The 22,531-nt window shown below is 73.3% G+C and carries 20 protein-coding genes; 10 read left to right on the top strand and 10 right to left on the bottom strand.

Translation table 11 applies throughout. The features are described from left to right. The first annotated feature begins 3 nt into the window (after nucleotides 1-3). The 5 genes from DK427_RS07080 to DK427_RS07060 all read left to right on the top strand — a co-directional run bounded on the left by DK427_RS07080 (nucleotide 4) and on the right by DK427_RS07060 (nucleotide 5,603). On the top strand, nucleotides 4-2,094 hold the full coding sequence (locus DK427_RS07080; RefSeq protein WP_109950645.1) for a hypothetical protein: 2,091 nt from the start codon (nucleotides 4-6) through the stop codon (nucleotides 2,092-2,094). Nucleotides 2,095-2,288: 194 nt separating this feature from the next. After that, nucleotides 2,289-2,786 carry a tRNA (N6-threonylcarbamoyladenosine(37)-N6)-methyltransferase TrmO gene (gene tsaA / locus DK427_RS07075; protein WP_109950644.1) on the top strand — a complete coding sequence of 166 codons (498 nt, stop codon included), beginning with the start codon at nucleotides 2,289-2,291 and terminating at the stop codon, nucleotides 2,784-2,786. Beyond that, nucleotides 2,783-3,826 (top strand): iron ABC transporter substrate-binding protein, encoded by a 1,044-nt coding sequence (locus DK427_RS07070; RefSeq protein ID WP_109950643.1) that lies wholly within the window; start codon nucleotides 2,783-2,785, stop codon nucleotides 3,824-3,826. The genes tsaA and DK427_RS07070 overlap by 4 nt, the downstream gene beginning before the upstream one ends. Then, entirely contained in the window at nucleotides 3,823-4,830 is a 1,008-nt protein-coding gene (locus DK427_RS07065; protein WP_109950642.1) for a FecCD family ABC transporter permease, read from the top strand. The genes DK427_RS07070 and DK427_RS07065 overlap by 4 nt, the downstream gene beginning before the upstream one ends. Then, nucleotides 4,827-5,603, top strand: a complete 777-nt coding sequence (locus DK427_RS07060) for an ABC transporter ATP-binding protein (protein ID WP_425452564.1) — start codon at nucleotides 4,827-4,829, stop codon at nucleotides 5,601-5,603. Before DK427_RS07065 ends, DK427_RS07060 begins: the two co-directional genes overlap by 4 nt. A gap of 289 nt (nucleotides 5,604-5,892) precedes the next feature. Here the strand turns inward: DK427_RS07060 and DK427_RS07055 are convergent, their stop codons facing one another. From DK427_RS07055 to dctP, 5 genes are all read right to left on the bottom strand, one after another. After that, nucleotides 5,893-6,921 carry a 5-oxoprolinase subunit C family protein gene (locus tag DK427_RS07055; RefSeq protein ID WP_109950640.1) on the bottom strand — a complete coding sequence of 343 codons (1,029 nt, stop codon included), beginning with the start codon at nucleotides 6,919-6,921 and terminating at the stop codon, nucleotides 5,893-5,895. Beyond that, on the bottom strand, nucleotides 6,918-7,658 hold the full coding sequence (locus tag DK427_RS07050) for a 5-oxoprolinase subunit B family protein (protein WP_109950639.1): 741 nt from the start codon (nucleotides 7,656-7,658) through the stop codon (nucleotides 6,918-6,920). The genes DK427_RS07055 and DK427_RS07050 overlap by 4 nt, the downstream gene beginning before the upstream one ends. Before the next feature lie 163 nt (nucleotides 7,659-7,821). Further along, the gene (locus DK427_RS07045) at nucleotides 7,822-9,174 is read right to left on the bottom strand and encodes a TRAP transporter large permease (RefSeq protein ID WP_109950638.1); all 1,353 of its coding nucleotides are present in this window, start codon (nucleotides 9,172-9,174) and stop codon (nucleotides 7,822-7,824) included. Next, nucleotides 9,171-9,878 carry a TRAP transporter small permease gene (locus DK427_RS07040; RefSeq protein WP_109950637.1) on the bottom strand — a complete coding sequence of 236 codons (708 nt, stop codon included), beginning with the start codon at nucleotides 9,876-9,878 and terminating at the stop codon, nucleotides 9,171-9,173. Before DK427_RS07040 ends, DK427_RS07045 begins: the two co-directional genes overlap by 4 nt. Continuing rightward, the gene (dctP, locus tag DK427_RS07035) at nucleotides 9,875-10,897 is read right to left on the bottom strand and encodes a TRAP transporter substrate-binding protein DctP (RefSeq protein WP_109950636.1); all 1,023 of its coding nucleotides are present in this window, start codon (nucleotides 10,895-10,897) and stop codon (nucleotides 9,875-9,877) included. The genes DK427_RS07040 and dctP overlap by 4 nt, the downstream gene beginning before the upstream one ends. 197 nt (nucleotides 10,898-11,094) lie before the next feature. Between dctP and DK427_RS07030 the strand changes: the two genes are divergently transcribed. Next, nucleotides 11,095-11,751 (top strand): GntR family transcriptional regulator, encoded by a 657-nt coding sequence (locus tag DK427_RS07030; RefSeq protein WP_109950635.1) that lies wholly within the window; start codon nucleotides 11,095-11,097, stop codon nucleotides 11,749-11,751. A gap of 13 nt (nucleotides 11,752-11,764) precedes the next feature. Here the strand turns inward: DK427_RS07030 and DK427_RS07025 are convergent, their stop codons facing one another. The 3 genes from DK427_RS07025 to DK427_RS07015 are packed head-to-tail and all read right to left on the bottom strand — an operon-like array spanning nucleotide 11,765 to nucleotide 15,316. Further along, nucleotides 11,765-12,886, bottom strand: a complete 1,122-nt coding sequence (locus tag DK427_RS07025) for a glycosyltransferase family 4 protein (RefSeq protein ID WP_245930829.1) — start codon at nucleotides 12,884-12,886, stop codon at nucleotides 11,765-11,767. Then, nucleotides 12,883-13,917, bottom strand: a complete 1,035-nt coding sequence (locus DK427_RS26990) for a glycoside hydrolase family 5 protein (RefSeq protein ID WP_109950633.1) — start codon at nucleotides 13,915-13,917, stop codon at nucleotides 12,883-12,885. The genes DK427_RS07025 and DK427_RS26990 overlap by 4 nt, the downstream gene beginning before the upstream one ends. Beyond that, complete coding sequence (locus DK427_RS07015; RefSeq protein WP_162559719.1) at nucleotides 13,904-15,316, bottom strand: lipopolysaccharide biosynthesis protein; 1,413 nt, start codon at nucleotides 15,314-15,316, stop codon at nucleotides 13,904-13,906. Before DK427_RS07015 ends, DK427_RS26990 begins: the two co-directional genes overlap by 14 nt. A 285-nt stretch (nucleotides 15,317-15,601) precedes the next feature. Between DK427_RS07015 and DK427_RS26985 the strand changes: the two genes are divergently transcribed. The 4 genes from DK427_RS26985 to DK427_RS06995 all read left to right on the top strand — a co-directional run bounded on the left by DK427_RS26985 (nucleotide 15,602) and on the right by DK427_RS06995 (nucleotide 20,785). Next, complete coding sequence (locus tag DK427_RS26985; protein WP_109950631.1) at nucleotides 15,602-16,408, top strand: WecB/TagA/CpsF family glycosyltransferase; 807 nt, start codon at nucleotides 15,602-15,604, stop codon at nucleotides 16,406-16,408. Between the two features lie 20 nt (nucleotides 16,409-16,428). Next, a complete protein-coding gene (locus DK427_RS07005; protein ID WP_245930828.1) occupies nucleotides 16,429-18,264 on the top strand; it encodes a serine aminopeptidase domain-containing protein in 1,836 nt (611 codons plus the stop codon). Between the two features lie 22 nt (nucleotides 18,265-18,286). Further along, a complete protein-coding gene (locus DK427_RS07000) occupies nucleotides 18,287-19,381 on the top strand; it encodes a glycosyltransferase (protein ID WP_162559718.1) in 1,095 nt (364 codons plus the stop codon). A 222-nt stretch (nucleotides 19,382-19,603) separates the two neighbouring features. Then, nucleotides 19,604-20,785: a site-specific DNA-methyltransferase gene (locus DK427_RS06995; protein ID WP_281276980.1), complete on the top strand. Its 1,182-nt coding sequence runs from the start codon at nucleotides 19,604-19,606 to the stop codon at nucleotides 20,783-20,785. A gap of 21 nt (nucleotides 20,786-20,806) precedes the next feature. On the opposite strand, the gene DK427_RS06990 is transcribed toward DK427_RS06995, so the two are convergent. Both DK427_RS06990 and DK427_RS06985 read right to left on the bottom strand, forming a co-directional pair. Beyond that, entirely contained in the window at nucleotides 20,807-21,658 is an 852-nt protein-coding gene (locus DK427_RS06990; RefSeq protein ID WP_245930827.1) for a formate/nitrite transporter family protein, read from the bottom strand. Between the two features lie 46 nt (nucleotides 21,659-21,704). Then, nucleotides 21,705-22,445 carry a competence/damage-inducible protein A gene (locus DK427_RS06985; RefSeq protein ID WP_109950626.1) on the bottom strand — a complete coding sequence of 247 codons (741 nt, stop codon included), beginning with the start codon at nucleotides 22,443-22,445 and terminating at the stop codon, nucleotides 21,705-21,707. Nucleotides 22,446-22,531: the final 86 nt, after the last annotated feature.

The following is a 22,531-nucleotide window of genomic DNA, read 5'->3' as shown; positions in this document are numbered from 1 at the left end:
CGCATGACCACGCTCCGCCCCTACGCCGCCGGCGCCTACGTGACGCAGCGGAACACGCAGCAGATCCTCGACCTCAAGAACCAGCTCGGCACGCTCACGACGCAGCTCTCGACGGGGCGCACAGCCGAGACCTACGGGGGTCTGGGGGTCGGGCGCACCACCAGCCTCACGGCGCACGCGACGCTGAGCGCGCTCGACGGCTACGACGCGGCGATCGGCTACGGCCAGACCCGCGCCCAGCTCGCCACCAGCAGCCTCACGGCGGTGATCAATTTCGGCACCGAGCTGAAATCGAACCTCGCAAACGGCCTCGTGCGCAGCTCCAGCGGCACGATCAACAGCGCGACGCTCGCCCGCAACGGCCTCGACGCCGCGGTCGACGCCCTGAACCAGACGGGTGCCGGCATCTACATCTTCGGCGGCCGCGACAGCGAGACGGAGCCGGTCGTCGATACGCAGACGATGCTCAACGGGGACGGCACGAGGGCCGGGGTCGCCAAGCTCGTCGAGCAGCAGCGGAATGCCGATCTCGGGGCGGACGGGATGGGCCGGCTCGCCACGACGCCCGTCGCCACGACGCCCGTCGGCACGACGTTCACCCTCCGCGAGGACACGAACGCGGAGGTGCGCGCCAATTTCGGGTTCACGCTCGTGGGCGCGCCGGTGACCACCGGCACGGCGCTGACCGCCAGCTACACGCCCGCCGACACGACGGCGAACCTCACCGCCCCCGTCGGCGAGGGCCAGCGCTTTCGCGCGCTCGTCCAACTCGCCGACGGCAGCAGCCGGTCTGTCGAGTACTACGCGACGAACGGGACCGCCCCCTCCGGCACGACGGCCTTTCCGGTCAGCGGAAACCTCGCGACCGACACCACGAAGCTCGCAGCCCTGCTGCCGTCCGGCGCCAGCCTCACCGGCGTCCAGTCCGTCACGCCGCAGGTGACCTTCGATGCCGAGCCCAGGGAGGGGCAGAGCTTCCGCGTTGTCGTGAACCAGCCGGACGGCAGCCAGAAGACGATCGACTTCCACGCGACCGCCCAGCCCGGCCTCGGCGATACGACCGCGTTCGCGCTGCCTCTGCCCGGCGCCACGGCGGCGGAACGGCAGGCCGCCGCCGCGACGCAGCTCCAGCGTCTCCTCGCACCGGGAACCCTGGCCAGCGTCCAGAGCGCGCAGACGGATGCGGCCGGGGCGATGCTGAAGAACGCGGCCGGAGAACCGATTCCCCTGCTCCGGCTGACCTTCGCGGCCGGCAGTCCCGCGACGGTCCAGATCGGGCTTCTGACGACGCAGCCCGCCGTGGGCGACAGCATCACGCTCAAGCTCGCCCTGCACGACGGCACCACGACCTCGATCACCCTGACGGCGCGGGCGAGCGGCACGCCCGATAAGCCCGGGACCTTCGCGATCGACGCCGCCGGCCCCGCCGCGACCGCCGGCAACCTCAAGGCCGCGCTCGACGCCGCCGTGAAGCTCGCCTCCGGATCGAGCCTCACCGCCAGCGCCACGGTGCGGGCGGCGGCGGACTTCTTCGACGGCTCGTCCATCCCGGGACTCGCGGCCCGGCGGATCAACGACACCGGGACCGGCTACACGCAGACGCCGCAGGACACGACGGTGCAATGGTACCGGGGCGAGGACGCCGCGACCGACCCGCGCGCCACCGCGACGGTGCAGACCGGCGCCGGCAGCACCGCGCAGATCGGCGCGCGGGCGAACGAGGCGCCGCTGCGCGCGGTGCTGGCCGGCATGGCGGCGGTCGTGCTCGGCACGCCCGCGAGCACGGACCCGGATTCCAACGCGAAGTGGCAGGCCATGGCCGACCGCGCCTCCACGCTCGTTCGGGCGGTGAGCACCAGCCCCAGCATCCAGGAGATCGTGACCGATCTCAGCCTCTCCAACACCGCGATGAGCAACGCCCAGACCCAGAACCGCGCCACCCGCAACATCATGGAGAACGCGATGGCGGGGGTCGAATCGGCCGACACGACCGAGGTCACCACGAAGCTCCTCGACCTGCAGAACCGTCTCCAGGCAAGCTATCAGGTCACCGCGACGCTCTCGAAGCTCTCCCTCGTCAACTACATGTCGTGATCTCGATCCCGACCATCGGGATCGCGAGCGCGAACGTCGGGCGGATCCACGCCCGCGGCGCGGCCGGTCCGCGCGCTTCCCATCGGCCGGACCGAGCGGCTATAGAGGCGACCCGTGCGCGTGCAGGCGCCGCCCACGGGACCGCGAGCCGGGATGCCGGCCTCACGGCCGCGCCGGATCGGGGAGTGCTGGGGATGGTGCGCCTGAACGAGATCCGGGCCGGCGAGGTCGCGGTGGACCTGCCGCCCGCGACCGATGCGGGCCTCATCTTCATCGGCACCATCCGCACCCCCTGGACCGACCGGCTGGCCTGCCCGCGCCAGGGCCGGCTCGACGGGCCGCTCTGCCGCCTCGAGATCGCCGAGCCCTTCGCCCCGGCGCTCGCCGGGCTGGAGCAGTACGCGGAGGTCGAGGTGCTCTACTGGCTCGACCGCTCGCGGCGCGACCTCGTGCTGCAGAGCCCGCGGCACGACGGCAGCGCGCGCGGCGCCTTCTCGCTGCGCTCGCCGGTGCGTCCGAACCCGATCGGCACGGCCCGCGCCCGCCTCGTCGGGATCGAGGGCGCCACCGTCCTCGTGCAGGGGCTCGACTGCCTCGACGGCACGCCGCTCATCGACCTCAAGCCCGACCGCTGCGCCTTCACCCCGCTCGCCCCGCCCCAGCCCGGCGATTTCGAGACGGGCCCGGCATGAGCGGGATTCCCGGCGCGCCATCCCGACGCACGCTCCTCATCGGCGCGGCCGCGCTCGCCGCGGGCGGCGCGCGCGCGGCCCCCGCGACCCTGCGCGACGCCACCGGGCGCGACCTGCCCGTGCCGGCCGCGGTCGCCCGCGTGTTCCCGGCCGGGCCGCCGGCCGCGATCCTGCTCTACACCCTGGCCCCCGACCTGCTCCTCGGCTGGCCCCGCGCGCTGCGCCCGGACGAGCGCGCGCTGCTCCTGCCCGAGATCGCCGCGCGGCCCGAGATCGGACGCCTCACCGGTCGCGGGAACACCGCGAACCTCGAATCGGTGCTGGCGCTCGCGCCCGACCTCATCCTCGACGCGGGCTCGACCTCGGAGACCTACCTGTCGCTGGCGCGCCGCGTCGAGGCGCAGACCGGCGTGCCCTACGCGCTCCTCGACGGAGCGCTCGCGCGGACGCCGGAGACCTACCGGGTGCTCGGCCGTCTCCTGCGGCGCGAGGCGGCGGGCGAGGACCGGGCCGCGGCGGCGCAACAGATCCTCGACCGGGTCGCGACGCGGGTCGCGACCGTGCCGGCGGAGCGGCGCCCGCGCGTCTACGCCGCGCTCGGACCGCGCGGCCTGCAGACGGGGCGCGGCGGCGCGATCAACGTCGAGAGCCTGGATCTCGTGGGCGCCCGCAACGTCGCGGGCGAGGCGAGCGGCGGGCTGGCGACGGTCTCGGTGGAGCAGGTGCTCGCCTGGGACCCCGACGCGATCGTGGCGACCGACGCCCGCTTCGCCGCGGGCCTGCGCGGCGATCCGGCCTGGGCGTCCTTGCGCGCGGTCCGGGAGGACCGGGTCCACCTCGCGCCGCACCTGCCCTTCGGCTGGCTCGAATCGCCGCCCTCCGTGAACCGCCTCCTCGGCCTGCTCTGGCTCGGGCACTGCCTCTACCCGAACCTGTTCCCGGAGGATCTCGCGGCCGAGACCCGCGCCTTCCACGCCCGCTTCTACGGCCGGCCGATCGACGCCGCGGAGGCCGCCCGCATCCTCGCGGGGCAGGGATGAGCCCGCGCGCGGGGCTCGCTGCGGCGTTGGCCTTCCTTCTCCTGGCGGTGCTGCTGGCGCTCGGCGTCGGGCGCTTCCCGCTCTCGCCGCTCGATCTCGCCCGCGCGCTCTGGGCCGGCCTGACGGGCACGCCCTCCGGGCTGCCGCCCGCGACGGGCGCGGTGCTGTTCCAGGTGCGCGGCCCGCGGGTGCTGGCCGCCCTGCTCGTCGGCGCGGGGCTCGCCGCCGCCGGCACCGCCTTCCAGGGGCTGTTCCGCAACCCGCTCGTCTCGCCGGACCTGCTCGGCGCCTCGTCCGGCGCGGCGCTCGGGGCCGTCGCCGGCATCCTGCTCGGGCTGCCGATCCTCGGCATCGAGGCCCTGAGCTTCGCGGGCGGGCTCGGCGCGGTGGCGGTGGTCTACGCCATCGGCGCCACCTTGCGCGGTGGCGACGCGGTGCTCACCCTGGTCCTCACGGGGATCGTGGTCGGCTCGCTGCTCGGGGCCGGCATCGGCCTCGCCAAGTACCTCGCCGATCCCTACAACCAGCTGCCCGCCATCACCTTCTGGCTCCTCGGCAGCCTCGCGGGCATCGGCCTCGGTGACCTGCTGCCGCTGGCCCTCGCGGTGCTCGCCGGCACCGCACTGCTGCTGGCGCTCCGCTGGCGCATGAACGCGATGTCGCTGCCCGACGAGGAGGCCCGCGCGCTCGGCGTCCCCACCGGGGTGCTGCGGGCGGCGATCGTGGTGGGTGCCACCCTGGTGACGGCAGCGAGCGTCGCCGCGGCGGGGATCGTGGGCTGGGTCGGCCTCGTCGTGCCCCACCTCGCGCGCCTCCTCGTCGGCCCGAGCTTCCCGCGCCTCCTGCCGACCGCCGCGCTCCTCGGCGGCGGCTTCCTCCTCCTCATCGACACGCTCGCGCGCACGATGGCCCCGGTCGAGGTGCCGCTCGGCATCCTCACGGCGGTGGTCGGGACGCCCTTCTTCATCGCGCTGCTCGCGCGCACCCGCGGCGGATGGTCGTGACGGAGGCGGCCCCGGTCCTCGCGGCGTGCGGACTGGTCGTGGGCTATCGCGGTCGGCGCGTCGCGGGAGCGATCGACCTCGCCCTCGTGCCCGGCCGGGCCCTGGCGCTGCTGGGCCCGAACGGCGGCGGCAAGACCACGCTGCTGCGCACCCTCATCGGCCTGCTGCCGCCGCTCGCGGGCGAGATCCGGCTGGAGGGCGCCCCGCTCGCCGCCCACGCCGTCGCCGAGCGGGCGCGGCGCATCGCCTACGTGCCGCAGGCGGGGGGACAGGCCTTCGGCTTCAGCGTGCGCGAGACGGTGCTGATGGGGCGGCTCGCCCACCAGCGAGCGCTCGCGGGGCCGGGTCCCGCCGACGTCGCGGCGGCCGAGGCCGCGCTCGCCCGGCTCGGGATCGCGCATCTGGCCGAGCGTCCGGTCACGCAGGTCTCGGGCGGCGAACGCCAGCTCGCCCTGATCGCCCGGGCGCTGGCCCAGGCCCCGCGGCTCATCGTGCTGGACGAGCCGACCGCGAGCCTCGATTTCGGCAACCAGGGCCGGGTGCTGGCTGAGATGCGGGCGCTGACAGGCGCGGGCCTCGCGGTGCTGTTCACCACGCACGACCCGAACCAGGCGCTGCGCCACGCCGACGACGTCGCGATGCTGGCGGACGGGCGCCTCGTCGCGAGCGGCCCCAGCGCCCGCACGATCAACCGCGCCAGCCTCGCGACGCTCTACGGCTGCGCCGTCGAGGAGGTCGCGGGCGGCGGGCGGCAGGCCTTCCTGCCGGGCTGAGGGGCGGCCTGTCGGATCCCCGGCCCCAGAGCGGTGTCGGCCGCCAGCTTCGGCGCGGTGCCACGGCAGCCTGGAGACTCAGGGCTGCGTCCGCACCCGCGGTCCCGATCATCCCGTGGCGAGAGCCCGGCTTCCGAAGTTCATGGCCTTGTCCCGCAAGAGCACCGACGGATCTATCGATACGTGCGCAACCCACAGGGCGTAATACGTTCGCTCACCCGAGCAACCTCGCGGCGAGACTGGAACGCCGCGAGCCGGAGGCGATGTGCGGGCCCCACCCGAAGCGGGCTCAGCCGACGACGCCGTCGATGAGGTTGCGGCCGAGCAGGAACTCGGAGCTGAACGCGGTCCGCACCACCGGCTCCAGGACAACCGGCGGCTCCAGCGCGGCGGCCTCGGCCCGGCGCGCCTCAACCGCCTCGGCGTGGCTGACCGCGCGGAAGCGCAGGCGCGTGCCGGCCTGGCCTTGAGCGAGGCGGCCGAGATCGGCCCCGATCACGGTGGCGATCTTGGGGTAGCCGCCGGTCGGCTGCCGGTCGGCCATCAGGACGATCGGCAGACCCTGGCCCGGCACCTGGATCGCCCCCGGGGCGACGCCGTCCGAGACGATGTCGTGCCCCCGCGCGTGGACGAGCGGCGTGCCGTCGAGGAAGCAGGCCATGCGGTCGCCCCGCGGGCTCACCGTCCAGTCGCGGTCGAGGAAGGCCGCGACTTCGGCGGGCGCGAACGCGTCGTCCTGCGGCCCGAGCACGACCCGGATCGTGCCGGGCGGCCGGTCGAGCCAGGGCGCGCGCAGCATCGCCGGCTCGCCGAGGGCGGCGCGGGCCTCGGCGACGGTGAGCCCGTCGCCGGGTGCGAGCGCGCGCCCGTCGAGGCCGCCGAGCCGCGAGCGGGTATGGGTCGCGGTCGAGCCCAGCACCGGCGGCACGTCGATGCGCCCGGCCACCGCGAGGTAGCACCACGCGCCGGACCGCCCGGCGCGGATCGAGAGCGTCGTGCCGGGCCGCAGGGTCAGCGCGACGGCGGGCGGCAGGGCCCGGCCGTCGCCCTCGATCCGGAAGGCGCCGCCGGCCAGCGCGACGTCGAGGGGCGCGCCCTCGGCGGCGACCGTGAGGCCGCCGAGCCCCACCTCGATCGCGGTCGCGCCCGGAGGATTGCCGAGCGCGCGGTTCGCAGTCGCGTGCGCCAGCGGGTCCATCGGCCCGGCCGGGGTGATGCCGTAGCGCATGGCGCCGTAGCGGCCCCGGTCCTGCAGGGTGGCGCCGCCCCCGGCCGCGGCGATGCGCAGGACGGGCGGCCCGGACGCGGCCCCGCTCACGCGGCCCTCCCGGCGACGACCTCGCCCGCGGCGGCCCGCCGCTCCAGGCCGGCGAAGGCGGCCGCGTCCACCGGCTCGAACCGGATCGTGTCGCCGCTCTCGATCAGGAAGGTGGGCGCGCGCTCCGGTGCGAACAGGCGCTCGGGGGTGCGGCCCACGACGTACCAGCCGGTCGGCATCGGCACGGTGCCGATGGCGGCGAGCCCGCCGCCGATCATCACCGCCCCCGGCGGGTGCGGCGGGCGCGGGCTCGGCCGGCGCGGCAGGGCGAGTGCCTCGGGCAGGCCGCCGAGATAGGCGAAGCCCGGAGCGAAGCCGTACATGTAGACCCGGTAGGCGGCCCCCGCGTGCAGCGCCGCCAGCTTCGCCGCCGCGAGCCCCGCCAGGGCGGCGGCCTCCTCGATGTCCTCGGCGAGCGCCGGATCGTAGCAGCAGGGCATCGTCCAGAGCCGCCCCCTCCCCCGCAACGCCCCGCGCCGCGCGAGCCGGTCCTCCACTGCCGCCACGAGGGCGTCGCGCGCGAGGACGAGCGGGTCGTAGTGGATCATCAGCGAGCGGTAGGTCGGCACCGTCTCGGCGAGGCCCGGCGGCGGGTCGGCGGCGAGCGCGGCGTCGAGGGCGAGAACCCGGTCGTTGATCGCGGGATCGACCGAGGCGCCGAACTCCACCACCAGCGCCGCCTCGCCCGCGTCGAGGAAGCGGGGCGGGCCGGGCGGTTCGGGATCGGGTGTCGTCATGAGGCGCCTTCGCGGGGACAGGTCCGGACCCGGCCGGGTCCGCCCGGCGCTCGGACGCCGGGCGAAGCCCCATCCTGCCCGCTCGCAGGCCGCGCGTCATCGCGGCGAGCGGATCCAGGCGCTCGCGCATCCCTCCCCCGCGGGCGGAGGAGGGATGCGCCCCCTACCGCGTCGTGGGCAGGAGGGTGTCGGGCAGCCACATGGCGATGCCGGGCACGAGGCAGAGCACGAGGATCGCCACCGCCATCAGGATCACGAAGGGCAGCGTGCCCCAGATGATGTCGGAGAGCGGGATGTCGGGCGCGATGTTCTTGATCACGAAGATGTTCAGGCCCACCGGCGGGTGGATCAGCCCCATCTCCATCGTGATCGTCATCACCACGCCGAACCAGACCAGATCGAAGCCCGCCGCCTTCAGGGGCGGCAGGATGATCGGCGCCGTCATCAGGATGATCGAGACCGGCGGCAGGAAGAAGCCAAGCGCGATCACCAGCGCCAGGATCGTCAGCAGCAGAAGCCAGGGCGAGAGCTGCATCGCCACGATCGCGGCCGCCGCGGCCTGGGAGATGTGCAGGTAGCTCATCACGTAAGCGTAGAGCAGCGACATGCCGATGATCAGCATCAGCATGGTCGATTCGCGCAGCGTCGCCGTCAGGATCGGCCCGACATCCTTCGTGCGCCAGACGCCATAGATGATCGCGATCAGGCCCAACGCCAGCAGGCCGCCGAGCCCCGCCGTCTCGGAGGGCGTGGCGTAGCCGCCGTAGAGCGCCACCATCACGCCCGTGAGCAGCACCACGAAGGGCAGCACCCGCGGCAGCGTCGAGAAGCGCTCGGACATGCTGTAGCGCTCCTCCGCCAGGATCGGCGAGGCCGGCCCTCCGGCCGCGTAGGCGGCTTTCGCCACCTGGTACTCGTGCCGGAAGCGGTAGACCGACCAGGCGGCGAACAGCCCGACGAGCAGCAGGCCCGGCCCGATCCCGGCGAGGAACAGCCGGCCCAGCGACTGCTCGGCGGCCACCGCGTAGAGGATCATGGTGATGGAGGGCGGCAGCAGGATGCCCAGCGTGCCGCCGGCCGCGATGATGCCGGCGGCAAATCCCGGCGAGTAGCCGCGCTTGCGCATCTCCGGGATGCCGGCCGAGCCGATGGCCGAGCAGGTGGCGGGCGAGGAGCCGGCCATGGCGGCAAAGAGCGCGCAGGCGAAGACGTTGGCGATGCCGAGCCCCCCGGGGATGCGGTGCATCCAGGCGTGCATGGCCGAGTAGAGGTCCTGGCCCGCCTTCGAGCGCCCGATGGCCGCGCCCTTGAGGATGAAGAGCGGGATGGAGAGGAGCGTGATGGAGGCCATCTCCTCGTAGACGTTCTGGGCGACCGTATCGAGGGAGGCGCCGGGCATGAAGGCCAGCATGAAGACCAGCGCCACCGCGCCCAGCGCGAAGGCGATGGGGATGCCCGACAGCATGGCGGTGAGGGTGGCGCCGGCATAGAGGGCGCCGATGGCGGCCACGCTCATCGCTTGGCTCCTGCGTTGGGGTTGGCTGCGGCGACCGTGGTGCCCATGGGATCAGGCCCCTGCGGTGTGAGGTCGGGGCGGGCGCGCTGGTCGCGGTTGATGTCGGCGGCGACGCCGATCTTGGGCTCGGCCCAGCCCGCGGCCCGCGGCCCGCGGGCCAGTGCGGCGACGACCTGCAGGGCGAGTTGCAGGCAGAGCAGGCTCATCCCCAGCGCCATCAGGGTGTAGGGGATCCAGAGCGGAGGTCCCCAGGTCGATTGCGAGACCTGCCCGTCGACCCAGGCCTCGTGGTCGAGCGCCCAGCTCTTCCAAGTGAAGAACAGGCAGAAGGCGAGGCTGACGCAGTCGACCAGGATGAGGCGGACGCGGTTGACGGAGGCCGGCAGGAGGCCCGTCAGCGCCTCGATGGCGACGTGCCCGCGCTTGGCCTGGACGGCGGCGGCGGAGCCGAAGGTGGCGCCGATGATAAGGAAGACGGCCATCTCGTCCTGCCACTCGGTGGGCTCGTGCAGGACGTAGCGGATGAGGACGGAGTAGCTCAGCACGAGGCAGGCGGCGACGAGCGCCAGCCCACCGAGGCCGAGGATGAGGCGGTTGAGCAAGCCGATGGCGTGCTCGACGGCGCCGAGGAGGCCGGGTGCGCGCGGGGCGGAGCCCGCCGGCACCTCGGCGGCGGCGGAGGCCGCGTCGAAGCCGTGGCTCACGACACCTGCTCCGCAAGCTTCAGGAGTTCCGCGCAGGTCGCGCTCTTGTTGGCGTAGTCTTTCCACGCCGTGTCGCGCGCGATGGTCCGCCAGCGGCCCATCGTCGGCTCGTCGAGGTTCTGCACCTTGGCGCCGGCCTTGCCGAACAGCTCCTCGACGCGCGTGTCGTCGGCCTTGGCACCCTCCTGCCCGAAGGATTCCAACTCCGCACCGACCGCCATGATCAGGTCCTGTTGGTCCTTCGGCAGGCGGTCGAACACGATCTTGGACATCATGATCGGCTCCAGCATGAACCAGTAGGAGCGCTCGCGGCCCGAGGTCAGGGACTTCGACAGCTCCTCCAGGCGGAACGAGATCAGGCTGGTGGAGGAGGTGATCACCGCGTCGCAGGCGCCCGTCTGCATCGCCGCGTAGGACTCGTTCGAGGGGATCGAGAGGGTCGCGGCACCCGCCTGCTTCATCATCAGGTCCATCTCGCGCGAGCCCCCGCGGACCTTCAGGCCCTTGGCGTCCTCGGGCGCGTAGAGCGGGCGCTCGCGGCTCGCGACCCCGCCGGCCTGCCAGACCCAGGAGACGAGGACGATGCCCTTGGCCTCCAGGATCTCGGTGAGCTTGCGGCCGACCGGGGCCGCCTTCCAGGCGAGCGCCTGCTGGTAGGAGGTCACCAGCGCCGGCATCAGGCCGATATTGGTCTCCGGCACCTCGCCGCCCGCGTAAGGGCTGGGATAGAGCGACAGGTCGAGCGCGCCTTTGCGCATGGCGCCGAACTGGGCGTTCGTCTTCATCAGCGAGGAGCCGGGATAGACCTGCACCTCCAGCGCGCCCTTCGAGCGCTCGGTCACCGCCTTCGCGAACTTGCGGCACATCCGATCGCGAAAATCGCCCTCGTCGATCGTGCCGCCGGGGAACTGGTGCGAGATCTTCAGCGTGGTCGCCGCCTGGGCCGCGCCCAGCCCGAAGCGGAGGAGGGCCGGCGCGGCAAGGCCCGCGGCGAGCAGGGTACGGCGTGTCGGCGTCATGGGCTTCTCCCGCACCGCACAAAGGCGGATCTGTATTTATTGCAGCGCGTCACGTATATTTGATACGCTACTTGATATGGAAGAAAGACCGTCTTGTATATTTTGTCAACGCATCCCTAAGATGGAGTCCCGGTCCAGTCGCGTCGGCAGATTCGCGACGGAAGCGGCTCGAGGGGCGTCGATCAGGAGCGGCTGGAATGAGCCAGGCACAGCGTCTCCGGCAGGTGATCGAGGAGGAGATCGTGGCGGGGCGGCTCGCCGCGGGCTCCCGGCTCGACGAGGTGCAGCTCGCCGAGCGCTTCGGCGTCTCGCGCACGCCGATCCGGGAGGCGCTGCTCCAGCTCGCGGCGACGGGCCTCGTGGAGACCAAGCCGCGCCGGGGCACGGTGGTCAGCGCACCCTCGGCGGACCTCCTGCTCGCGATGTTCGAGACGATGGCCGAGTTGGAGGCGGCCTGCGGGCGCTTCGCGGCGCGCCGCCTCGTCCCGGCGGACGAGGCGGCGCTGCGGACGGCGCTCGCCGCCTGCGCGGCGGCGGCGGCCTCGGGCGACACGGAGGCCTATTACGCGGAGAACTACACCTTCCACACGGTGATCTACCGGGCGAGCCGCAACGCCTTCCTGAGCGAGCAGGCGCACACGCTGCACCGACGGCTGGCGCCCTACCGGCGGCTGCAGTTGCGGGCGCGGCACCGGCTCGGTCAGTCGCTCGCCGAGCACGAGGCCGTGGTGGCGGCGATCCTCTCCGGCGACGCGGCGACGGCCGCCGAGCGCCTGCGCGGCCACGTGGTGGTGCAGGGCGACCGCTTCACCGACCTGATGATGAGCCTGCGGGCGATCGGCGACGCGGCCTGATCGGAGCGGAGCGTCAGGCCGCCCGCCGCACCGCGGCGTAGGTGTCGAGATAGCGGGCCGCGACCCCGGCCCAGGCGTAGCGGGCGAGATCCTCGGCGGGCGGATGCCCCCGCGCGGCGAGCCCCGCATAGGCCCCCCGCACCGCCCGCGCCGCCGCGTCCGGATCCGAGAAATCGCAGAGCGCGATGCCGGGATGGCGGGCGGCGAGGTCCGTGAAGGAGGCGTTCGGGTGGACGACCGGCACCAGCCCGGCGCTCATCGCCTCGATCAGAGCGATGCCGAAACCCTCGTACTCGGAGGCCGAGACGAAGAGGCTCGCCCCCCCGATCAGGGCCCGCACCCCGGCGGCGTCGAGCCCGGCATGGACGCTGACCGCCCCGGCGAGGCCCGCCTCGGCGATCCGCGCCTCCAGGTCCGCGACGGAGAGGTCGGAGGGCACGCCGACGATCCGGAGCTGCCATCCGGCCTCCTCCGCCCGGAGCGCCCGCATCAGCGCGATCAGCCGGTCGAGGCGCTTGTTGTGCGAGAAGCGGCCGAGCGTCAGCAGGGTCCGGCAGGGGGCCGGGCTCGCGGCGCCCGCGAACTTGGCGAGATCGACGCCGTTCTCGATCACCGGCACGCCCCGCGGCACGATCGCGGCGAACTGGCGCGCGTCGCTGTCGCTGCAGCCGACCACGGCGCCGTAGGCGCGGGCGGAGAGCCGGGTCGGGCCGTGGAACCAGACCCGCTTGAGCCCGGCATGGGCCTGCGTGTGGAAGAAGCCGCCATGGGTGGTGGCCACGAGCGGCAGGCGGTGCAGCGGGCGCGTGAGCGCGAGCGCGTCGAAGAAGAAGTCGATGGCGTGGACGTGGACGATGTCGGCGCCCTTCAGCCGGCCGAGGAAGCCCGGCGCCAAGGGATAGCGCGACGAGCCGCGGAACGGCAGGCGCTCGACCGCGATGCCGTCGATCCGCTCCCGGGCCGCAAGCCGCAGGCCCGGTTCCGAGAACAGGCGGTCGAGGGTCAGGACCCGGACGTCGTGGCCCAGGCGCACCTGCTCGCGGGCGAGATTGGCGACGAAGTCCTCCAGGCCGCCACGGTTCGGCAGGAACTGGCGGACGACGTGCAGGACGGCGAGGCGGTCCGGGCCGATCACGGGCGGCCCCCGCAGCGCGGCGCGGCGCGGGCGGCGGCCTCGATCACGGCCGAGACCGGGCCCGCGCCCGGCTCGATCCGGAAATGGTAGGCGGGCGGCCACCAGTTGCCCGCGCCCCAGGCCGCCCAGCCGACCCATTGCGCGGGATGGGCGTTCACGTGCGCAAGGACGGCGGCCAAGTGCTCGGGGCAGCCGGCCTGCGCCGAGGCGCCGACCTCGCCGAGATAGGCCCGGACCCGGTTGCGCGCGAGCCAGCCCGTCAGGCGCTCGACGGCCTGCAGGGCGTCGGCACCGCGCGGACAGGCGGCCGAGGTGCCCGAGAAGTCGGCGTCGAGATACTGGTGCACGTCGTAGGCCGCGTTCTCGCCCGGATCGACGAGGTGGAGCATCGTGCGGGCATTGTTGCCCAGCGGGGTGTCGGATTCCCAGCTGTGCGCGCCGGTCCAGCTCGTGCCCGGCACCAGCACGAGTTGGCGGGCGCCCGCCTCCCGGATCGCCGCGACCGCGGCGTTCGCGGCCGGCAGCCACTCCGCCACCGGGATGTCGTGCGGCTCGTTCATCAGCCCGAAGGCGACGAAGGGCTCGCTGCGGTAATGGGTGGCGAGCCGGCGCCAGACATCCGCGAAGGCGGCCGCCGTCGCCGCGCCCGTGCCGATGCGGTCCGGCCCGTAATAGGCGAAGTTGTGGAGGTCGATCACCGTGCGCAGGCCGGCGAGCTTGGCCGAGACCACCGCTGCGTCGAGGCGCAGCAGCTCCGCCGCGTCGAGGGGCTCGCCGAGCCGGGGCTGCAGCCGCTCCCAGCGCACGGGCAGCCGCACGCCCGTGAGGCCGAGGGCGCCGAAGCGCGCGATCGTCCGCACCGAGGGGTAGGCGTAGTCGGTCGCGTGGCGGCCCGGCACGGTGCCGAATTCCGGCCCGCTCAGGTTGACCCCGCGCAGGCAGGCCGGCTCCGCGGCCCGCGCTCCCGCCCCGCCGAGCGCGAGGCAGAGGCCGAGCGCGGCGGCGCGGCGCAGGGGCTCAACCCGCCGCATGCGGTGCGGCCTGGGCTGCGACCTGGGCTTTGACCTGGACCGGGGCCCGGGGCGCGGCCTCGGGCGCGCGTCGTCCGCGCGTGCCCGGCAGCGACCACAGGATGGACGTGGCCATGTTGTCGATGCCCCAGCGCCGCCGCACCCAGACGACCACCAGCAGGTTGTAGCCGAGCGTCAGCGCGAGGTTCGCGCACGCGACCCCGACGATGCCGAGAACGTCGGCGAGGCCGCAGAGCACGAGCCCGTAGATCGAGAACAGGACGGCGTTGCTCACGAGCAGGAAGCGCTCCCCGCCGCCGATCATCAGCAGGGACACGCCCGGACCGAAGAAGGCGGCGGCCACGGAGGAGATGCAGAGCACCAGCAGGACGTCGAGATGGGCGACGAAGTCCGGCTTGAACAGGGCCAGCGCGTAGGGTCCCACCACGAGCATGCCGAGCGCGCCGACGACCGAGATCAGGAAGCTCGCCAGCGAGAGGCGGCTGATCAGGCGCTGCAGCCCCGACCAGTCCGCGGCCTGGATCCGCGCCGCGACCATCGGCAGGCCGACCGTGTCGATGGCCGCAACCGGCAGGAGCAGCAGCGTCGCGTAGCGCAGGGCGACGAAGTAGAAGGCGGCCTCCTCCATGCCGAGCACCGCGCCGACGATCACCGTCTCCAGATAGAGGGAGACCGCGTGCAGGGCGTTGTTGGCGGTGAAGAACAGGCTCTGTGAGCGCCAGGCCGCCCGCTCCTCCGGCGCGGCCCGCGCCCCGCCCGGCCGCAGGTCGGGACCGTGCAGGCGGGCGAGGTGGACGGCCTGGAAGGCGGTGGCGGCGACGAGCAGCGCGAGGACCAGCTCCATCGCCTCCGTCGCCCCGTAGAGGATGCCCGCGATCGAGCCGAGGCAGAGCACCGCCGCGCAGCCGCCCCGCCAGACGATCTCCCGGGGCAGGAGCGCCAGGGCGAAGCGGCGGTGGATGCGGAAGAGGTTCTGCAGGTACTCGCTCACCGCGAACACCGCCGCGAAGGCGAAGGCGAGATGGAGGCGGTCGTAGGGGTCGGGCAGGCTCTGCTCCGCCACGACGACCACCGCGCCCACGCCCAGGAGGAGCGCCAGCGCGCGGCCGAGCCAGACGAGGTTGTGGCGCACGAGCACGCCGTTGGCGCCCGCCGCCGTCCCCTCCATGCGGTAATGCTTCAGCAGCAGGTTGTGCTGGCCGAGCACGGCGACGAGGCCCAGGCCGCTGCCGATCGAGAACAGGAAGACGTAGACGCCGTACTCGTAGGTGCTGAGCAGGCGGCTCGCCGTCAGCAGGGTCACGAAGCCGAGGATCGCGCTGCCGAAGCGCGTGAGGAAGGCCGTGGCGAAGTGGCCGGACAGGGCCGAGCGCCGGATCGTTGCGACGAGCTTATGCATCGGGACGCCAGCGTCTCCGTGTCGGGTGACCGCTCGGACGCGGCCCATTCCGTTACGGGTATCACCGGCCGGGCTAGCGGGGGATTAACAGGACATCCCGAAAAACGGTGCCATCCATCACGTCTTCGACAAGGCCTTGGAATGGCACGACAGGTCATTAACCACGGCGCGCAGTAATCAGTCTCACAAGCTCCGGGATAAGCTCTCTTCTACCGACGGACGGCTAGATTGCGCGGAACAGACCGCCCCGCAACGCGCCGTCTTACGGCGGCATCGGAGAGAACGATGTCCGAGTCCCAAGCCGATCCCGGCACGTGGCCGGGCGACCGCTTCGAGATCGACGCGGTCGCCATCCGCGACCTGTCCCGCGCCGCCGCGTTCGAGCAACTGCGCGCCGCCATGAACCAGGGACAGCAGGTCGCGCTCGGCTTCTGCAACGCCAACATGCTGCTGAAGGCGCTCTGCTCGGCGAGCTACGCGTCGACGCTCAAGAACCTCGTCCTTCTCAGCGACGGGATCGGACTCGACCTCTGCTCGCTCTTGTTCCGGGGCCGCTTCTTCCGGGAGAATCTGAACGGCACGGACTTCGTCCCGGCGCTGCTCGGGGGCGATGCGCGGGGGCGGACCCTGTTTCTCCTGGGGGCCAAGCCGGGCATAGCGGAAGCTGCGGCGCGCAAGCTCGCCCTGCTGTATCCCCAGCACCGGGTGGTCGGCACCCGGCACGGCTACTTCGCGCCCGCCGAGACCGACGCCGTGATCGCCGAGATCAACGCGGCCGCGCCGGACATCCTGCTGGTGGCGCTCGGCAACCCGGATCAGGAGACCTTCATCGCCGAGCACGCGCACCGGATCGACGCGCGGCTCCTGATGGGCGTGGGCGCGCTCATCGACTACACGGCGGGCGCCGCCGTGCGGGCGCCCGCGCCCGTGCGGTTCCTGCGGCTCGAATGGCTCTACCGTCTGCTGCGGGAGCCGCGCCGGCTCGGGCGCCGCTACACGATCGAGGCCGCCCTGTTCCTCAGCCTGATCGTCCGGCTGCGGCTCGCGACGCTGCTGCGGGCACGCCGCGCCGCGGCGCTGAGCACGTCCTGACCGGATCGCGGAGCCGTCCCGTGCCACAGACCGACGCCACGCCCTCCTGCCCCGGCGCGGATCCGGAGATCCCGGTCGCGATCGAGGGGCTGCACGGTTGGTTCGCACCCGGCTCGCGCCGTCGCGGGGTCCTGCTGTGCGGAACCTACGGCTTCGAGCAGCTCTGCGCCTACCGGTCCTGGCGCGACCTCGCGCGGACGATCGCGGGCTCGGGATGCGCCACCCTGCGGCTCGACTATCCGGGCCAGGGCGATTCGGTGGACGCGCGGCCGGAGGAGGACGAGGTCGCCGCCTCGATCCGGGCGATCCGGCGCGGTATCGCCTTCCTGCGGACGGAGGCCGGCGCGGACGAGATCGTGCTCGTCGGCCTGCGGCTCGGCGCGACGCTCGCGGCGCTCGCCGCGCGCGAGGGCGGCGTCGATCGCCTCGCGTTGCTGGCGCCCTTCGCCACCGGCAAGTCCTACCTGCGCGAGATGGCGATGCAGGCGCGCCTGCTCGACATCCTGCCCGACAAGACCCCCATCCCGCAGCCGCCCGGCTCGCTCCTCGTCGGCAGCTTCCATCTTGGGGCGGACACGCTCGCCGCGCTGAAGCGGATCGACGTCGTGGCGGAGCCGGGGGCCGCGCCCCCGCAGGTGCTGCTGCTCGGCGCCCGGACGGACGCGCTCGCCGCGTATTACCGCGGTCTCGGCGGCGCGGTGGAGACGGGCGAGTTCCCCGACCTCACACAGCTCGTCTCGGACCCGCTCTTCGCCAGGGCGCCCGAGGCGACCTTCGCGGCGGTCCGGACCTTCGCCTGCGCGGGCGCGTCGCCGCAGGCGGCGCCCATTCGGCCGAGGCCGTCCTTCTGCCGCATCGCGGGCGATGGCTGGCTGGAAGAGACCGCGCGGTTCGGACCGGGTCTCGCGGGCACCCTGTGCGAGCCGCAGGGCGCCCAGCCGGGAGCACCGGCCGTGCTCTTCGTCAATTCCGGCCGGAACGTACGATCGGGCCAGGGCCGGCAGACGGCGCAGCTCGCCCGCAGGCTCGCCGCGGCGGGCATCGCCTCCCTGCGCTTCGACGCGCGCGGCATCGGCGACAGCGCCGACCAGCCCGCCGGCGGCGTGCCGATCTACGCCGAGGAGGCGGTCGACGACGTGCGCGCCGCGCTCGGCCACCTCGCCGCCCGCCAGACCGGGCCCCTCGTCGTGCTGGGCACCTGCAGCGGCGGCTATCTCGCCTTCCGCGCGGCCTGCGACGACGCCCGACCGGCGGCGGCGGTCCTGGTCAACCCGTTCTGCTTCGACCTGAAGCCCGGCACCGACGTCGAGGCGATGATCCGCGACGCCTTCCGCGGCACCGTGAGCTACGCGGCGCGGGCGCGGCAGGGCCGGTTCTGGCGCCGGATCCTGAGCGGCGAGATCCGTCTCGGGGCGGTGGCGCGGGCGATCTGGCGCGACGTGCGAGCGATCGCGGCGCGCGTGGTCGCGCGGCTGCTGCCCGGCCGCGACACCGTCAACGGCCGGATCGCCCGGCTCCGCAGCCGCGGGGCGCGGATCAAGCTCGTCTACAGCGCGGGCGACATGGGCATGCCCGCCCTGCGGGCCCATCTCGGCTCGCCCTCCGGCCGCGCGGCTGCGCGGCTCACGCGCCGGCTCGGCTACCCGGTCACGGTGCTGGACGGCGTCGATCACAGCCTCAGCATGCCGGCCGATCAGGACCGCCTGTTCGCGATCCTGATGCAGGTTCTGCAGGACGTCCGCGAGCAGGCCGGCCTCGCCCGCGCCTCCGACCGGCGGCCGAGCCACGGGCAGGGGGAGGCCCGGGCGCGCTCGGGCAGGCACGGCGCGGCATCGGCGGGTGCGGTGCTGGTTTAGGTCTGGCGGGCGGGAGCGGCCGATGACAGGCGGAACCATGGTCGGGCAAGGTACGGCCCACGGCACGGCACAGGACGCCGCGCCGGCTTCATCCGCCCGCGCCGCGCAGGGCGCGGCGGACCGCGCCGTGGTGGCGGTCACGGGCCGGCCCGGGGCGCGCTGCGGGGTCGCGGACTACGCCGACAAGCTCCGCGCCGTCGTCGCCGCCCGGGGCGTCGATGTACGGCTGGAGCGCCTGCCGCGCTGGTCGCTCGGCGCGCTGCTGCGGATCCGAGCGCGCTGCGGGCTCGGCGGGCGGGGCGTGCTGCACATCCAATACCCCTCCCTGGACATGGGCAATTCCCCGGCGGTCGGCCTCGCGCCCCTCACGATCGGCGGCAGGCGGCTCTACCTGACGCTGCACGAGTTCTCGATCTTCGGGCGGGCCCGGAAGCTCTACATGCTGCCCTTCGCCCTCTCGCGCGCGACGGTAATCTTCTCGAACGCCTTCGAGCGGGCCGCCTTCGAGCGCTTCTTCCCGATCCGCCGCTGCCGAACCGATGTGGTGCCGATCGGATCGAACATCGCCGTGGGCGCCCCCGCCCCGGAGCGGGCGCGGGCGCTCGTCTATTTCGGCCAGATCGGCCCCGGGAAGGGGCTCGAGGCGTTCCTCGACGTGGTCGGGCGGCTACGCGCCGCGGGCGAGGACCTCGACGCCGTCGTCGTCGGCTCCGCCCCGGACCGCGCCTGCCCGGTTTTCTGGGAGGTCGCGGAGCGGGCGGAGGCGCTGGGCCTGCGCCTCGTGCTGGACGCCGAGCCGGACCGAGTGTCGGAGGAGCTGTCGCGGGCGCGCGTCGCCCTGCTGCCCTTCCCGGACGGGGTCAGCGAGAAGCGCGGCTCGGCCATCGCCTGCCTGGAGCACGGCCTGGCCGTCGTCACCACCCATTCGGACAAGACGCCGGACTGGCTCCGGGACGCCACCGTCCGGCATGTCGGTGTCGCCGAGACGGCGGAGCGGGTCCGCACCCTCCTCGACCGCCCCGAGGCGGCGGCTCCGGACCTAGACGCGGCGCCCTTCCGGGCCCTGCGCTGGCCCGACATCGCCGAGCGGCACGCGCAGCTCTACGGCTTCCGCTGAGGGGGAGGCCGGCGGACGGGACCACAGAGGCCAAGACCGGCGAGACCCGGAAGAGAAGCGCAAGATACGGGACAGCACAGGATCGCCCGACGGTCCGCGTTGCGCGGGCACCCGGCAAAATCTGCAGCCCCAGATCGGGACACGAACCGGAAATACAGCAAACCCGGCCTTTACCCTGTCGGCGGCATGGTCCCCTGGTCAGTCGCGTAACCGGTGTTTGCCATGGCTTCCCCGCGTACCGTGGTCGCTGGCGCACCCGCCCGGAAACAGGTCTCGCGTACCGGGCGGACGCCGGCGCCACGGATGGGTCTCGTACCCGCCCAGCGCCTACCCCTCGACGAGGTTCTCATCGGCGACTGCGTCGCCCGGATGAACGCCCTACCGGCGTCGTCCGTCGACTGCGTCTTCGCGGACCCGCCCTACAATCTCCAGCTCGGCACGGCCGGCCTGCTCAGGCCCGACCAGAGCCGCGTCGACGCGGTCGACGACGACTGGGACAAGTTCGATACGTTCAGCGCCTACGACGCCTTCACGCGCGAGTGGCTCTCCGCCTGCCGCCGGGTGATGAAACCGAACGCGACCCTCTGGGTGATCGGGTCTTACCACAACATCTTCCGGGTCGGGAGCGCGTTGCAGGATCTCGGTTACTGGATCCTGAACGACATCGTCTGGCGCAAGGCCAACCCGATGCCGAACTTCCGGGGAAAACGCTTCACCAACGCCCACGAGACTCTGATCTGGGCCTCGCGCTCGGCCGAATCGAAGGGCTACACCTTCCACTACGAGGCGCTGAAGGGGGGCAACGAAGACCTCCAGATGCGCTCGGACTGGTTCATCCCGCTCTGCACGGGCGAGGAGCGCCTGAAGGACGCGGACGGTCAGAAGCTGCACCCGACGCAGAAGCCCGAGGCTCTGCTCGCCCGCACGCTCCTGTCCGCGACCAATCCCGGCGACGTGGTGCTCGACCCGTTCTTCGGCACGGGCACCACCGGCGCGGTGGCCAAGCGCCTCGGGCGCCGCTTCATCGGCATCGAGCGCGAGGAGGCCTATGCCGAGGCCGCGCGCGCGCGCATCGCCGCGGTGACGCCGCTCTCGCAGGCCGCCCTGATGGTGGCGCCGGCCAAGCGCGCCGAGCCGCGGGTGCCCTTCCTCAGCGTGATCGAGGCGGGCCACGTCCGGCCCGGCGAGACGCTGACCGACGAGCGCCGCCGCTTCAAGGCGACGGTGCGTCCGGACGGCCAGCTCGGCGTCGGTCCGGTCGCCGGCTCGATCCACAAGATCGGCGCCCTGGTCCAGGGCCTGCCCGCCTGCAACGGCTGGACCTTCTGGCACGCCGAGCGCGACGGCCGCCCGGTGGTAATCGATGCCTTTCGCGAGCGGATGCGGGCGGCGATGGCCGGCTGAGACGACCAGACGCGGCGGCCTTCAGGCCTTCCCGTCCGCTTCCTTGCCCTCCTCGACCTCGGGCGCGACCTGCCCGAAGTTGAGGACCGCCACAAGGGCGACGCCGCCGAAGACGTTGCCCAGCAGCGTCGGCACGAAGAAGCGGAACGCGTAATCGTGCAGCGAGGCCGCGCCCGTCATCACGAGGTAGAAGGCCTCGACCGAGCCCGCCACGATGTGCTCCAGGCCGCAGAGCGCGACGAGCCACGTCATCAGCACGATGACGAGGGTCGCGGCCGTGCCGGTCGCGGGCAGGATCCACACCATCAGCGCGATGATCCAGCCGGCGAAGATCGCCTTGACGCAGGTCGGCCAGAAGTCGAACGCGACCGTGAGGTGGCTGATCTCCGCGAAGGCCGCGTGCAGCTCGGGCGGGAAGGCACCCGCATGGACGATCACCGCGGCGACGGCCGCGGTTGCCAGAACGTTGCCGGCGAGCACGATGGCCCAGAGCCGGGCGAGGCGCCACGCGGTCTTCGGCGTGCGGTCGTGCAGCAGCGGCAGCACCGGCGTGATGGTGTTCTCGGTGAACAGCTGCTGCCGGCCCAGGATCACCACGAGGAAGCCGACCGCGTAGCCCATGCTGCTCAGGGCCTTGGACCATTCCGCGGCCGGCAGGTGCGCCTTCAGCGCCCCCGGCACGATCAGCGACAGGGCGATGCTGAGGCCCGCCGCGAAGGCCGAGAGGAACAGGGCACCTCCGTGCCGGCGCAGCTCCTGGTCTCCGTTGCGGCGGATGACCTCGTGCAGGACGTAGGCGTCGGGCCGCCCGATCGAGCGGACGATGTCGTCGAGCGCCTCGCGCTCGTCCGCGCCCTCGCCCCGCTCGCTCATGCCGCCTCCCCCGCTCGCCGGTTGCCCCATCCAGGAAAGGTGCGCGTCAGGCGGAAAGTTCGGCCACCAGCGTCTCGATCTCGGCGCGGGCCGCACCGAGCGCCGCCGCGTCCTTGGTCCGGACCACGATGCGGTTCCGGAAGCCGCCCTGCGTCATCGACGGGTAGGAGCCGATCGACACACCCGGATGCCGACCCGCGATCTCGCCGAGACGGGCGGCGTAGGTGCCCTCCGCCAGCCCGCCCGCCTCGATCGTCTCGGAGAGGACCGGCGCGCCGCGGGCGAGCCCCGGCCCGATCTGGTCGAGCATCGCCTGCATGATCGACGGCACGCCCGCCATGACGAAGACGTTGCCGATGTGGAAGCCCGGCGCCTTCGAGATCGGATTCGGGATCAGGTCCGCCCCGTCCGGGATCCGGGCCATGCGCAGGCGCGCCTCGTTCAGGTCCTCGGGCTTGTGCCGCTCCAGGAGCATCGCCCGCGCCCGCGGATCGACCGCGATGCCGACCCCGAAGGCCTCGGCCACGCAATCGGCCGTGATGTCGTCGTGGGTCGGCCCGATCCCACCGGTGGTGAACAGGTAGGTGTAGCGGGCGCGAAGCTGGTTCACCGCCTCGACGATCGCCGCCCCGACATCCGGCACGATCCGCACCTCGCGCAGGTCGATGCCGATGGCCGTGAGGTAGTCGGCGATGGTGCCGATGTTCTTATCCTTCGTGCGCCCGGACAGGATCTCGTCGCCGATCACGAGGATCGCGGCGGTGACGGCGTCTGGATCTGTGCTCATGCGGCCCTCGGGATGATCCGGCGCAGATAGCGCGCCGGAGAGCCCGCGGCCACGGCCTTCCCGCGGGCGCGCGTGCACCGTAAGCG

Origin of the sequence: Methylobacterium radiodurans (assembly GCF_003173735.1) — a bacterium.
Lineage (GTDB): Bacteria > Pseudomonadota > Alphaproteobacteria > Rhizobiales > Beijerinckiaceae > Methylobacterium > Methylobacterium radiodurans.
Note: the sequence above shows the minus strand (reverse complement) of the source record. Positions and strands in the feature narration are given on the sequence as shown.